Source organism: Thermosynechococcus sp. HN-54 (assembly GCF_023650955.1).
Classification (GTDB): Bacteria; Cyanobacteriota; Cyanobacteriia; order Thermosynechococcales; family Thermosynechococcaceae; genus Thermosynechococcus.
The window spans coordinates 535,197-549,014 of record NZ_CP098039.1; the positions used below are offsets into that span (position 1 = coordinate 535,197).

Here is a 13,818-nt window from a genome sequence, read left to right on the forward strand (position 1 = left end):
CTTGGGCTAGGAGAGCTACGCTATGAAGGTTGCCGTTTTCAGTGCCAAATCCTACGATCGCCAGTTTTTGAATGCTGCTAATGAAGCTCAAGGTCACCCCCATCTCCTGAGCTATTACGACGTGCTGCTGCGCCCCCAAACAGCGTCCCTAGCCGAGGGACATGATGCTGTCTGCGTGTTTGTCAATGATGATCTGGGGGCAGAGACCCTAAAACGGCTAGCGGAATTGGGGGTGCGTCTCGTCACCTTGCGCTGCACAGGTTTCAATAACGTGGATCTGGCCACAGCTGCAAGTTTGGGGATAACGGTCACCCGTGTCAGTGTCTATTCCCCCTATTCAGTGGCGGAGCATACGGTGGGACTGATCCTAATGCTGAACCGCAAACTCCACCGTGCCTACAACCGTGTGCGCGATGACAATTTTTCCCTAGAGGGGCTGATGGGCTTTGACCTCCATGGTTGTACGGTCGGGATTATTGGCACAGGTAAAATTGGCCGTATTGTTGCTCAGATTATGCGTGGTTTTGGCTGCCACCTCTACGGCTATGATCCCTACCCCAACAAAGATTTTGAGCAGATAGGCACCTACACAACCTTAGAGACGCTGCTGGCTGAATCCGACATTGTCACGCTCCATTGCCCCCTTCTCCCAGAAAATGAACACATGATCAATGCGACCACGATCGCTCAAATGAAGCGCGGTGTCATGTTGATCAATACCAGTCGCGGCAAACTAGTGGACACCAAAGCAGTGATTGAGGGCATTAAAAGCGGCCAAATTGGTTATCTGGGCATTGATGTTTATGAAGAGGAAGACTCTCTCTTTTTCCAAGACCTCTCGGACACAATCATTCAAGATGACACCTTCCAACTCCTGCAATCTTTCCCCAATGTAGTGATTACTGCCCACCAAGCCTTCTTTACCCGCAATGCCCTCAATGACATTGCCCGTACCACGATTGAAAATTTGACCTGTTTTGAGAAAGGCCGACCGCTGCTTAACGAAGTCAAACAGCCCTAATACTTAGGCTAAACGGTGATGGTCATGAGGTTTCTAGGAAACAGATCCGCTATAGTAGCGATCGCGTTTATTTCAGGAAAAAATCATGGGGCGTGCAGAAAAAGTTATATTGGCCTATTCGGGCGGGGTGGATACCTCCGTGTGTATTCCCTACCTCAAACATGAGTGGGGGGTTAAGGAAGTTATTACCCTTGCGGCTGATTTGGGACAGGGGGATGAACTGGAACCCATTCGCCAAAAAGCCCTTGATGCTGGGGCTAGTGTGTCTTTGGTGGCCGATGCCAAAGCGGAATTTATTCGCGATTATGCCTTTCCGGCCATTCAAGCCAATGCCCTCTACGAGAATCGCTATCCCCTCTCGACGGCTCTTGCTCGCCCCTTGATTGCCAAGCTCTTGGTGGATGCAGCTGCCGAATACGGCGCCGATGCCGTTGCCCACGGCTGTACAGGGAAAGGGAATGATCAAGTCCGCTTTGATGTGGCGATCGCTGCTCTGAATCCCAACCTCAAGGTCTTGGCCCCTGCTCGCGAATGGGGGATGAGCCGTGAAGAAACGATTGCCTACGGCGAACGCTTTGGCATTCCTGCCCCTGTGAAAAAATCGTCCCCCTACAGTATTGACCGCAATCTTTTGGGACGCAGTATTGAAGCAGGCCCTCTTGAGGATCCGTGGATTGAACCTCTTGAGGAAGTCTATTTGATGACCCAAGCCATTGAAAACACCCCCAACTCACCGGAGTATGTGGAGATTGGCTTTGAGGCAGGGATTCCCGTTAGTTTGGATGGCCGCGCCCTCGATCCAGTGACGTTGGTGAGTGAACTCAATGAGCGAGTGGGTCGCCATGGGTTTGGTCGCATTGACATGATTGAAAATCGCCTCGTCGGCATTAAATCCCGCGAAATTTACGAAGCGCCGGCCCTGTTGGTATTGATTGATGCCCACCGTGACCTCGAAAGCTTGACCTTAACGGCCGATGTCACCCAGTACAAGCGGGGCATTGAGGAGACCTACAGCCGCTTGGTCTATAACGGCCTCTGGTACAGCCCCCTCAAACAAGCCCTTGATGCCTTTATCCAACAGACACAGCAGCGGGTCACGGGAACAGTGCGCGTCAAGCTCTTTAAGGGAACTGCGCGGGTGGTGGGGCGACAGTCTCCCTATTCCCTCTATACCCCAGACTTAGCCACCTATGGCGCTGAGGATCAATTTGATCACAAGGCCGCCGAGGGCTTTATCTACGTGTGGGGGCTACCCACCCGTGTCTGGGCGGAGAAACTGCGTCAGAGCTAATCGGGGGCTTCGACAATACACCACTCATGGAGTTCGTAGTGGACACACTGGTGTTGGACGAGGGGATCGCGGGCAACAATTTCCTCAGCGGCTTGGCGAGAATCGGCGTGAAACAACAACATGCCACCCCCTCGCTCAGCCCAGTATCCCGTGCGGGCTTGATGCCCTGCGGCAATAAGGGAGCGCACATAGGCGCGATGGGCACCAACGTGTTGATCAAATGTGGCCTTGTCCACAATGCCGCGTTCAATTTTGACAAACCATGGCATCGATCAGTGGCTCCTGTGGATGGGAATCAAGACCTAGAATAGCTATAAGCAGTGTGCTTGAGTAACTCTGTGGTGCCCTGATTGTGAGCGGCTATGAGCAAAGCCATGACTATTGAAACCTTGTTAAGTGAATTTGCCCGTGGGGTGCGGAATTTCCGTGGCGTGAATCTGGCGGGCAGTGTGTTCCCTCTGGTGCAACTGAGCCATGTGGATTTAGCGGGGGCTAATCTTCAGGGCATCAACTGGAGTGGAGCAGATTTGATCAAGGCCAACCTTGCCAATGCCAATTTGCGGGGGGCAAACCTCATTGGGGCGGATCTCAGTGGTGCAAACCTTACCGATGCCAACTTGCAGGAAGCGATGCTCAGTGGCGCGATTTTGGTGGGCGCCTATCTATCGCGAGCCAATTTGCAACGGGCAGTGCTGAGTGGTGCCATCCTTAAGGGGGCGGTGCTCCACGACAGTAACCTCAAGGACACGAATGTGGTGGGGGCAGATTTGTCAGAGGCGGATCTGACAGGGGCGATCGCCCGCCGCCAAGACTTAGAGGAAGCCAAGCTCTCAGGAACTATACTGCCCAATGGCGAAGTGGTCTTTGATGATGGGGACATTGAAGAGGTACCGTTGCCAGCGACAACGCCAATTGCTGAGCCAATGGCCACTGCCAACGAAACCACTGTTATTGAGTGGACGAATGAGCAGGTGATTCAAATGCTGATCCTGCAACAGCACCCCTTGCCCAGTACCTATCAAAGTGCCGATTTGAAGGTGGTGGATCTGGGCAATCACTGCTATCAATTGCGCACGGTGACTGAAGCAGTCGTGGCAGTGGTGGAGGGGGAGAGTGTGGCCACTGAAAAAGTGACCCTTTTTACTGAGGCGCCCTTTGCGGATTTGGTGGCCAGTGTTCTCCAAGCCCATTCGTTTTTGCCAACGCAATACGTCAGTGAACCGATGCCGGCATGGCAGTACGAGCAGGTACCCATTCCCCCTGGGGGTGAGGTTCGCTTGGGAACCGCACGGCAACTTTGGAAAACTTGGTGGTTACTGCTAAAGTCCACTGCCACTGGACAAGAGCCGTCGCAATTACAACTATTGGTGGGCAATCAATGGCAGACCATTCAGGATATTGCCTTTTCACCCTCGGCAACGGGGGGGGTGATCATCAAAACCGCTGCGGGCGATCGCCACTATCCTGCGGATGCTTCACTGATCTGGCTGGAAAATATCCCCTCTACATCACCCACGACCACTGCTACGGCGCCAACGTCCACGGCATCGCTTTGGAATGGCCTACTGAAATTTGAAAATAACTGCCTGACCATTCAAACAGCGGCAGGCCCTGTCTGTGTGCAGGGTGAAAATCTCAGGGTCACCATTGGTGGGCAAGCGATCGATCTCAACCAGCTCTGATGGTCGTCATTCAACCCTTTGATTTCAGTCGCTGGCCGATCGCTGTCAGTGATTTACCCCCCGATACGTACTTAGTGGGAGGCGCTGTGCGCGATGCTCTCCTTGGGCGAACAACCTTGTATCCCGACTTGGATTTTATTGTGCCGCGGAATGCAATTGCCTTGGCCAAGGAACTGGCGGATAGATATAAGGCTGGATTGGTTGTTTTGGATCGAGAGCGAGGGATTGCCCGTTTAGTCTTTGCCAAGGCGACGGTGGACATTGCCCAGCAACATGGAAAAACCTTGTTGACCGATTTGAGCGATCGCGATTTTCGTCTCAATGCCATTGCCTACGACATTCACCACCACCACCTCATCGATCCCCTCGGTGGCCTTTTGGATTTGCAACGCCACCAAATTCACTATGTAGCACCAGAAAATCTCGCTGCTGATCCACTGCGACTCCTACGTGCCTATCGCCAAGCCGCGCAACTGCAATTTACGATTACGCCCGAAACGCGGCAGGTGATCCAAACCCTTGCCCCCCAACTGCGACGAGTCGCCCCAGAGCGGGTACGGGTAGAACTGAGTTATCTTCTCAGTGCTGTTGAGAGTGCTCCCCATGTCACCCTTGCTTTTCGCGATGGGGTGTTGGCGGTATGGTTGCCTTCAGTAACGGAGGAGCGGATTACCCACTACCATGTCCTTGAATCCACCCTAGCGAATTTTCCCTTCCCAGCCCTTTGGCCGGCACTGACGACATCGATTGCCACAACCCCTGCGCCCGGTGAACCCCAACGGCGCACCCTAGCGGCTTTGGCAAAGCTCACCTGCCTTGTGAATGCGAGCGATCGCCAAGCTGCCGAGGAATTAACGGCTCTCACCTACACCACGGATGAAATTCGCATTGTTCAAGTTCTGTGCCGACTGCTCAGCCACTGGCTAGTCCCCCTCGAACAGCCCCTGAACCGCGAGCAAGCCTTCTATCTATTCCGCGCAGCAGGTAGCCATTTTCCTGCCTTTGTTGCCCTTGCCCTGAGCCGTGGCATCCCCAAAGAGCATCTAGTGCCCTTGGTCAAAGCGTGGTTAGACCCCAAGGATGCCATTGCCCATCCCCCCCAATTGGTACGGGGTGCGGATTTGGTAGAACAGTTTCATCTCTCGCCGGGGCCGCGTGTGGGTGAATTGTTGCGAGCTGTGGAAGTAGCCCAAGCGCGGGGAGAAATTCGCGATCGCCCCCAAGCCCTCGCCTATGTGGCACAACTCCTCAAGAGTGCAACCGAACCAAGGCACCGTTAGGAATTGGTCAGAAAAATCTCTTGCCAAAGGGTGTCATAGGTCTTTTGGGTCGCCGTATCAAGGGGTAGTAATACCTCACTCTTGGCAAAGGCAGTGGGGTCAGCGAGGGGAATATAGCGCTGAAAGAGGGTGGCCGTTAAATCGCTCACGCGGGGCGAGAGAGCATCACTAAATTGACTGAGTTGCTCAGCCACCTCTGGCTGCCACCAGTAGTTCAACCAAGCCAAGGCTGGGGCATCGGGGTTTTGGCCACAGACCCACAAATCCACCCAAAGCGCTGTCCCACTGGCAGGGAAGACTGCTCCATAGGTCTGCGGATCCCGCTTCAGCAGCGGCAGTAGATCCGTTGACCAACCCACTGCCAATTGCGTACTCCCCAGCATCAGCGGTTGCAGGTAGGCATCGGAACTAAAGAAACGGCAACCTTGGCGCAGCCGAGACAATCGCTCCCGTAACTGCGGGTGGGTGGGTGGGGCATTGTAGGACAACCCCAAGGATTTTAGAGTTAAGCCAATCACTTCGCGGGGGGTATTTAACAGGCTGTAGTGACCTTGAACAGCTGGATGCCATAGAACCTCCCAATCTGTAGGTTCCCAACCCAAATCGGCAAAGAACTCGCGGCGATAAATGAGGACTGTTGCTCCCCACCGATAGGGCAAACCCCACAAAGCATCCTCTTTGCTAATGAGTTGCAGTAATGGCTGCCACGGCTCAGCCCAGTCCAACTGGTTTTGAATCAGTCTTTTGGGAAGAGGGGCAATCTGTCGCTGAGCTACGGCCTGAGCTAGCCAAGCATCCCCCAAACTCAGGACGGCTGACCCAAGGTTTCCCGCAGCAAGGGTATCGGCTAACTCTTGGGGCGTTTCCCGCAGCCGCAGATGAATGCCCACACCCGCCTGTTGCCGAAATCGCTGAATCAGTTGAGGCGGTAAGGATTTTCGCAGCAGATGAACGGTTAGCCCGCCATTGGCACTTGCTTGACAACCACTAAGGGCGATCGCCCCAAGGGCAAACAACCCCTGACAAAATTGCCGCCGCTGCATTAGCGTTGCCACCGAAACTGCAATTGACTCGGTTGCGCCGGATCCCCCAGTTGCTCAATGCCGCGATCGTTGGCCACAAGATGCCGCAGGATCAGGTAAATCCGCTCCAGTTGATCGGGAGCATTGACTGCACTGGCGATCGCCTGCAAGTCAAGGGGTTCGTCACTTTGCTCTAAGACTTTAACAATCTGCCGTTGCAACGCCAAATTCGCCGCTGCTGCTTTCTTGCCAGCTTCCACCCCCGGCTGATGGTAGGCATTGATATTCACCAAGAAGCCATAGAGACCCACTGCTCGCTCGTAAAGGGCAATCAGGGCACCCACCGTTTTGGGTGTCACCTCTGGAATGGTGACCGTCAAAGAGGGGCGATTCTTTTCATAGAGAGCTTGGCGCGTGCCAAGAAGCAGACCACTGAGGTAGTCCCCCGATGTAATTCCCGGCTCCACATCCATACTTGGCTCTTGGCCATCCCGCAGCACTTCAATAAACGTGACAAAGAAATTGGGCAAGCCATCGCGCAACTGCTGCACATAGGCGTGCTGATCCGTTGTTCCCTTGTTGCCATAAACGGCAATTCCTTGGTGGACAATGTTGCCGTCGAGGTCTTTTTCTTTGCCCAAGGACTCCATCACCAACTGCTGCAAATAGCGGCTAAACAGCAGCAGACTGTCTTTGTAGGGCAGGACAACCATATCTTTTTCACCCCGACCATTGCCCGCATGGTGCCAAGCCAAGGCGAGTAGGGCAGCGGGATTTTGGCGAATCTTCGGCGCACGGGTCGCCTGATCCATCAGCTTTGCGCCCGCGAGGAGGGCGTCAATGTCAATCCCTTGGAGGGCAGCCGGCAATAGACCCACCGTTGACAGTTCCGAGGTGCGCCCCCCTACCCAGTCAAACATGGGGAAAATGGCGAGCCAACCGTTTGATTCTGCCACTTGGGCAAGGCCACTACCGGGCATAGTGATGGCGACGGCGTGATCAGCAAAGACCAGACCAGCGCGTTGGAAGCGGGCTTGGGTCTCCAACATGCCATTGCGGGTTTCTGGTGTCCCTCCCGATTTGGAAATAACAATCACCAAAGTGGTGCGCAGGCGATCGCCCAATTCAGCAAAAACCCGCTCAAACCCGGCGGGGTCAGTGTTGTCCAAAAAATGAATGTTCAGGGGCGGATTCGCAGGTGCAAGGGCAGAGGCCACAAACTGCGGACCTAGGGCAGATCCTCCAATGCCAATGGAGAGAATCTCCGTAAAGCGCCCCCCTTGGGGTGGAGCAATGGCGCCGCTGTGGACTTGCTGGCTAAACTGTTTGACTTGGGCAATGGCATCGCGGATTTCCGCGCCTAATTCTGGTGTCGGTGCCAAGTCCGGATTCCGCAGCCAGTAGTGCCCCACCATGCGGCCCTCATCGGGATTGGCGATCGCCCCCGCCTCCAATTCCTTCATTTGCTGAAAGGCGCGCCCAAAGGCTGGCTCTAGGCGCTGCACGACCGCTGGGGTCAGCCCCATACGACTGACATCCACATAGAACTCCAATTCCGGGTGGTAGTACAACCAGTCTTGGTAATGCTGCCAAAGAGCCAAAGCATCCATAAAAAATACTCTCGCGCTACGATCTCAGCGTACCTCAACAACTGTCCCTTACTGGGAACATCAGCTTTCCCTTAATAAACACCCTAGCTAGACTGCGCTTTCAAAAACGTGGCAAATTCCTCTAAGGCTGTCCGCAGGCGATCGCCCGCCACCTCAACGAAATCATTGTGATCGGCACCCTCGACCCAGAGGGCAAATTTTGGCTCACGGGCAATGGCAAACAGGTGTTTTCCGTGGCTAAAGGGCACAATGCTATCGGCAGTACCGTGGAGAATCAAGACGGGTGCTTGGACATGGGGCAATTTATCCCGATTGATCAATCGATCAAAGGGAAAGAGGGGAAAGGGCACCACCACCCGAAAGATGGAGGTAAACGTACTTTCTAAAACCAAACCCGCAATCGCAACCTGTGTCGCCAGTTCCGTTGCTACCCCACCGCCAAGGGAACGGCCATAGAGAATCACCTGCTCTGGGGGTACTCGCAGTTCCTCTGTGAGATAGGTATAGGCAGCCCGTGCATCTTCGTAGGCATGGCGCTCAGTGGGGGTACTCGAACTCAAGCCATAGCCGCGGTAATCGTAGGCAAGCACAGCAAAGCCCCACTGCCGTAACCTCTCTAGAAAGGGTTCCACCATGCCGAGGTCTTCACCATTGCCGTGGCTAAACAGCAGCGTAAAGTCCGCCTCTGGATTGGCGACATACCGCACCGCAAGGCGATCGCCCCAACCCACTGGAATCAGCCTGATCTCCTCAGAAAGGGAATAGGTGGGACGCGGTGGATGGAAGATGAGGGCATCGACGCCAAAGCAGAGATAGACCGCAATGATCAGGTAAATCAGGAGTGCCGATCGCCCTAGGCGCAGCCAACTCCACTCCCCCAGTATCCAATCTTGCAGCCAACTCATTTAGAGGTAGAATTCAGGCTCGGTGCCACCAGCGGCAGTGTTCCTAGGGGTTGCTCCGTCCGTTGAGCCAGTGTCGGAATCACTTCCCGCACCCGCGCAATTACCTGACCCGTGGTTGCATCGTAAATTTGCGTCAGTAGCTTGGGATAGAGGCCAATACCAATAATCGGCACCAACAGGCAGGCAATGATAAACACCTCACGGGGCTCGGCATCCACCAGGGCTTCATGCTCCACCAGTTCCTTGTTTTCGGGTCCATAGAAAATTTCCCGCAGCATTGAGAGCAGGTAAATCGGCGTTAGGATCACCCCCACAGCCGCCAAAAAGACCACAATCACCCGGAAGGGCAGCGAATAGGCATCGCTAGTGGCAAAGCCAATAAAGACCATGAGTTCAGCCACAAAGCCACTCATCCCCGGCAGGGCAAGGGAGGCCAAGGAGCAGGCTGTAAACATGGCAAAAATTTTCTTCATTTTCTGGCCGACACCGCCCATTTCCTCCAGAATCAGCGTGTGGGTACGGTCATAGGTGGCACCCACCAAGAAGAAGAGGCTCGCCCCAATCAAACCGTGGGAGACCATTTGTAGCACCGCTCCACTCATGCCCAAATTGGTAAACGAGGCAATCCCAATTAGCACAAAGCCCATGTGGGAAATCGAGGAGTAGGCAATTTTGCGCTTGAGATTGCGCTGCGCATAGGAGGTGAGTGCCGCATAGATGATATTCACGACCCCCAAAATCACTAGAACAGGCGCAAACTTGGCATGGGCTGCCGGCAGCATATCCACATTCATGCGAATCAGGGCGTAGCCTCCCATCTTCAGGAGAATCCCCGCCAGCAGCATGTGCACTGGAGCTGTTGCTTCACCGTGGGCATCAGGCAACCACGTGTGCAGAGGCACAATCGGCAATTTGACCCCATAGGCAATCAAGAAGCCCGCATAGACCAGCAGTTGAAAACCAACGGCATAGTCCTTAGCCGCCAAGGTCTGCATGTCAAAGCTAATCGTGTCACCATAGAAGGCCATCGCCAAGCCCGCCACCAAAATAAAGAGGGAGCTACCGGCGGTGTAGAGAATGAACTTGGTAGCGGCATATTGACGCTTGTGCCCCCCCCAAATCGCCAGTAGCAGGTAGACCGGAATCAGTTCCAATTCCCACGCAAGGAAGAACACCAGCATATCCTGCACGGCAAAAACGGCAATCTGGCCACCGTACATTGCCAGCATCAAAAAGTAAAATAGTCGTGGTTTCAGGGTCACTGGCCAAGCCGCTAAAATCGCCAAGGTTGTAATAAAACCCGTGAGTAAAATCAGCGGCATCGAGAGGCCATCTGCCCCCACCGACCAGCGCAGGCCAATTTCCGGAATCCAGTCATAGCTTTCCCACAGTTGCATGCCGGGGGTGCTCAAGTCATAGAAATTAATAAAGGCATAGACAATGAACGCAAAATCAATCAACCCCACTGTGAGGGCATACCAGCGGATGGGGCGTCCTTTACCGTTGGGATCTGGAATGAAGGGAATCGCCAAGGAAGCCAGAATCGGGAACAGGATCATCGTTGTTAGCCAAGGAAACGTACTCATGGCAGTCGTGTTTACTCCTCCAGCAGTTGGGAAAGAACCATGACCAGGGTTAGGCTTGCACCGAGAAGATGACAAATCCCAACACCGCCAGCAGCACAATTAGGGCGTAGAATTGGGCACGACCATTTTGGAAGTATTTCAGCCCTTCACCGGTGACCATCGTGACAAAGCCCGTGAGGTTGACCACCCCATCCACCACGTTGTAGTCCACTTCCAAGACCTGACGCGCTAGGCGACGACAGCCTTTGATGAAGACCACTTCATAGAGTTCATCGAAGTACCACTTATGCAGGGAGAACTGGTACAGCGGTTGAATCGCTTTGGCGATCGCCTGCGGACTGGGGGTGCCCTTGAGATACATCAAGGAGGCCACGGTGATGCCAATCAGGCCAATACCCACAGAGCTACCGCCAAGGATGAGAAACTCCGTCAAATCCACCGCGTGCTCGGCGACCACCTCTTCGCCGGCGGCATGGATAAAGGCCTCAAAGAGATTGTTGAAGGGGGTGCCGACAAAGCCAATCAACGTCGAGGGAATCGCTAGCACCACCAAGGGCAGCGTCATTGTCCAAGGGGATTCATGGGGTTCAGCAGCGTGGTGAGCATCGTGGCCATGGTGTTCCTGTAATTCTGGGGGCACATTGCGGAACTTGCCCTCAAAGGTCATGAAGTACATGCGGAACATATAAAAGGCGGTTAAGCCAGCCGTGAGCCACGTCAGTAGCCACATCGCTGGGTTGGCATGAAAAACCGCGCCTAAAATCTCATCCTTTGACCAAAAGCCAGCAAAGGGCGGCACGCCAGAAATGGCCAAGCACCCCACTAGAAACGTTGCCCCCGTAATGGGCATATACTTGCGCAGCCCCCCCATGTAGCGCATATCTTGAGCCAAGTCCGGGTTGTGGCCAACCACTGCTTCCATGCCATGGATCACAGAACCGGATCCCAGAAAGAGCATCGCCTTGAAGTAGGCATGGGTCATCAGGTGAAAAAGGCCAGCACTGTAGGCACCCACGCCCATCCCCATGACCATGTAGCCCAGTTGGGAAATGGTTGAATAGGCCAAGCTCTTTTTGATGTCGTTTTGGGTGATGGCAATGGTTGCCCCCATAAATGCCGTAAAGGCACCTGTCCAAGCAATGATCGTCATGACTTGGGGCAATTGCTCAAAGACAGGGAACATCCGCGCAATCAGGAAGACGCCAGCTGCCACCATGGTTGCCGCGTGAATCAGCGCAGAAATCGGTGTTGGACCCTCCATCGCATCCGGCAACCACACATGCAGGGGAAACTGGGCAGATTTGGCTACAGGGCCGAGAAAGACCAAGATGGCGAGAATGGCGGCAAGACTAGGGGAAAGTAGCCCGGTATTGACCAATTCCGTCAGGCGATCGCCCATCCCCGCAAAATCAAATGTACCGGTGGCCCAAAAGAGACCCACCATCCCCAACAAAAGGCCAAAATCACCGACACGGTTGGTAACAAACGCCTTCTGTGCTGCTTCAGCTGCACTTTTGCGGTCATACCAGAAGCCAATCAGCAGGTAGGAACACATCCCCACCAATTCCCAAAAGATATACACCTGTACCAAGTTGGGACTGACGACCAACCCCAGCATCGAGGAGCCAAACAGGCTGAGATAGGCAAAAAAGCGAACATAGCCCGCATCATGAGCCATGTAGCCATCGCTGTAGAGCATGACTAAAAAGGCCACCGTTGTGACGATGACCAACATCAATGCCGCTAAGGGGTCAATCACGTATCCCATGGCAATGTGAAGATTGCCCGCCGCTGCCCATTCAATCATTTGCGTATAGGGGGTGTGGCCTTGGACTTGACTCCAGAAGAGGCTCAGAGAATGCACCATAGCGATCGCCATCAACGCCATGATGAAAATGGCACTGGGTCGCCGCAGTTTCGAGGTGGTCTCTGAGAAGGCAATCAAGCCAAAGCCAACAATCAACGCTCCCAAGAGGGGTAAAACGGGAATCAGCCAAGCGTATTGATACAGGGGTTCCATGCGTGCCACCTAACTTTCCATGAGAGCTGCCTGCCTAGAAAACCAAATAGGTATGAATCGCTAGTGTAGGCAAAACCCTCTACATTCTGCCATATCCCTTTTAGCAAGCGACGAGGGGTACCAGTTACAGAAAGTTAAAAAAACGGATTTTCTTTAGGTTTGCTGCCATCAACCAAGGCAGGATTGGTAAGGGAACAGGCAGACAAGGTTTACCAGTCTAGCAATACATTGATGCACAGATAGGAGGGAATGCGATGGAATTGAGTTTTCCTATGGAACGATTACACCGAACCGGCTCTGCAATTGTGGGGGCGATCGCCCTCATTTTCATCCCCCATCCCACCCTTGCCCAAACTGCCCCTGATGCTCGCCTAGTACAACGGGTCGAGAACGCCACATTTGTGCTTGGGGAGTTCACATTTAACAACAACAATCGCATTCCCCCTCGGATTGTCCAGCGTGCCCAAGGCATTGCCATCATTCCCAACGTGGTTCAAGCAGGCTTTATTTTTGGGGGTCGGCGCGGCGCCGGTATTCTCCTTGTGCGCAACGAAAACAATGAATGGAGTAAGCCCGCCTTTATCACAATGACCGGCGGGAGCTTTGGCCTGCAAATTGGTGCCCAATCTACGGATGTGGTGCTGGCCTTCATGGACAAATCCGTAGTCATGCGCAGCTTGGCGCAGTCGTTTCGCCTAGGGGGTAATGTCTCCGTTGCCGCAGGCCCGGTGGGTGGCGAAGTGGTCAGTCCCACAGATCCGAGTCCCCAAGTCTTTTCCTACACACGCAGTGCCGGTCTTTTTGCCGGGGTTGCCCTTGAGGGCGCCAATATTAGTTTTGACCGTAGTGCCAGTACCCGCTTCTATGGCCGGCCTAACCTGACGCCAATGCAAATTTTCGAGAACTCGCCCCCCCTCCCTTCGCCTCCCGTCCTCAATGGTCTCTACAATGCCCTTGCCCGTGCGGCGCGCTAATCCCTTCTCAAGACAGTGATAAGATAGCAGTCAATAGTCCGCACTGTATAGAAGGAACACTATGGCACAGGGACAGGGTTTTGGCTTCGGTCTTGGCAAAATGAAGGAGCTGGCCGCAGCCATCCAAAAAGCGCAGCAAGTTCAAGAAGGCGCCAAGAAGCTGCAAGAAGACCTTGAAAAAATGGACATTGAGGGTCAAGCAGCAGGGGGTGCCGTCAAAGTGATTATGAGTGGTACTCAAGAACCCCGCCGCGTCGAAATCAGCCCAGATCTCCTGAGTGAAGGGGCTGAAGTGCTCTCTGATTTGGTGACAGCCGCCATGCGCGATGCCTACCAAAAATCCACCGCCACCATGCGGGAACGGATGGAAGAGTTAACGGGTGGCTTGAACGTTCCGGGTCTCGGTTAATGCACTTCCCCGCCCACC

Annotated in this window: 12 protein-coding genes; 6 read left to right on the forward strand and 6 right to left on the reverse strand. The window is 54.1% G+C overall.

Features of this window, described 5'->3' with window-relative positions; translation table 11 throughout:
- Window positions 1-22 precede the first annotated feature (22 nt).
- Window positions 23-1,021 carry a 2-hydroxyacid dehydrogenase gene (locus NBE99_RS02620; RefSeq protein ID WP_250682960.1) on the forward strand — a complete coding sequence of 333 codons (999 nt, stop codon included), beginning with the start codon at window positions 23-25 and terminating at the stop codon, window positions 1,019-1,021.
- An 85-nt stretch (window positions 1,022-1,106) separates the two neighbouring features.
- Window positions 1,107-2,312 (forward strand): argininosuccinate synthase, encoded by a 1,206-nt coding sequence (locus NBE99_RS02625; RefSeq protein WP_250682961.1) that lies wholly within the window; start codon window positions 1,107-1,109, stop codon window positions 2,310-2,312.
- Here the strand turns inward: NBE99_RS02625 and NBE99_RS02630 are convergent.
- Window positions 2,309-2,581: a YciI family protein gene (locus NBE99_RS02630; RefSeq protein ID WP_250682962.1), complete on the reverse strand. Its 273-nt coding sequence runs from the start codon at window positions 2,579-2,581 to the stop codon at window positions 2,309-2,311. The genes NBE99_RS02625 and NBE99_RS02630 overlap by 4 nt on opposite strands.
- A gap of 105 nt (window positions 2,582-2,686) precedes the next feature.
- Here NBE99_RS02630 and NBE99_RS02635 point away from each other — a divergent pair, with 105 nt between their 5' ends.
- Both NBE99_RS02635 and NBE99_RS02640 read left to right on the forward strand, forming a co-directional pair.
- On the forward strand, window positions 2,687-3,994 hold the full coding sequence (locus NBE99_RS02635) for a pentapeptide repeat-containing protein (protein ID WP_250682963.1): 1,308 nt from the start codon (window positions 2,687-2,689) through the stop codon (window positions 3,992-3,994).
- Window positions 3,994-5,274 carry a CCA tRNA nucleotidyltransferase gene (locus NBE99_RS02640; RefSeq protein WP_250682964.1) on the forward strand — a complete coding sequence of 427 codons (1,281 nt, stop codon included), beginning with the start codon at window positions 3,994-3,996 and terminating at the stop codon, window positions 5,272-5,274. Before NBE99_RS02635 ends, NBE99_RS02640 begins: the two co-directional genes overlap by 1 nt.
- On the opposite strand, the gene NBE99_RS02645 is transcribed toward NBE99_RS02640, so the two are convergent.
- From NBE99_RS02645 to NBE99_RS02665, 5 genes are all read right to left on the reverse strand, one after another.
- Complete coding sequence (locus NBE99_RS02645) at window positions 5,271-6,329, reverse strand: extracellular solute-binding protein (protein ID WP_250682965.1); 1,059 nt, start codon at window positions 6,327-6,329, stop codon at window positions 5,271-5,273. The two genes, NBE99_RS02640 and NBE99_RS02645, sit on opposite strands and share 4 nt — an antisense overlap.
- Window positions 6,317-7,906, reverse strand: a complete 1,590-nt coding sequence (locus tag NBE99_RS02650; RefSeq protein WP_250682966.1) for a glucose-6-phosphate isomerase — start codon at window positions 7,904-7,906, stop codon at window positions 6,317-6,319. The genes NBE99_RS02645 and NBE99_RS02650 overlap by 13 nt, the downstream gene beginning before the upstream one ends.
- 83 nt (window positions 7,907-7,989) lie before the next feature.
- Window positions 7,990-8,811, reverse strand: a complete 822-nt coding sequence (locus NBE99_RS02655; protein WP_250682967.1) for an alpha/beta hydrolase — start codon at window positions 8,809-8,811, stop codon at window positions 7,990-7,992.
- On the reverse strand, window positions 8,808-10,397 hold the full coding sequence (gene ndhD1 / locus NBE99_RS02660) for a photosynthetic/respiratory NAD(P)H-quinone oxidoreductase subunit D1 (protein WP_250682968.1): 1,590 nt from the start codon (window positions 10,395-10,397) through the stop codon (window positions 8,808-8,810). Before ndhD1 ends, NBE99_RS02655 begins: the two co-directional genes overlap by 4 nt.
- 49 nt (window positions 10,398-10,446) lie before the next feature.
- A complete protein-coding gene (locus NBE99_RS02665; RefSeq protein WP_250683680.1) occupies window positions 10,447-12,417 on the reverse strand; it encodes an NAD(P)H-quinone oxidoreductase subunit 5 in 1,971 nt (656 codons plus the stop codon).
- A gap of 272 nt (window positions 12,418-12,689) precedes the next feature.
- Between NBE99_RS02665 and NBE99_RS02670 the strand changes: the two genes are divergently transcribed.
- Complete coding sequence (locus NBE99_RS02670; protein ID WP_250682969.1) at window positions 12,690-13,391, forward strand: lipid-binding SYLF domain-containing protein; 702 nt, start codon at window positions 12,690-12,692, stop codon at window positions 13,389-13,391.
- Window positions 13,392-13,452: 61 nt separating this feature from the next.
- Window positions 13,453-13,800 (forward strand): YbaB/EbfC family nucleoid-associated protein, encoded by a 348-nt coding sequence (locus NBE99_RS02675; protein ID WP_206200739.1) that lies wholly within the window; start codon window positions 13,453-13,455, stop codon window positions 13,798-13,800.
- Window positions 13,801-13,818: the final 18 nt, after the last annotated feature.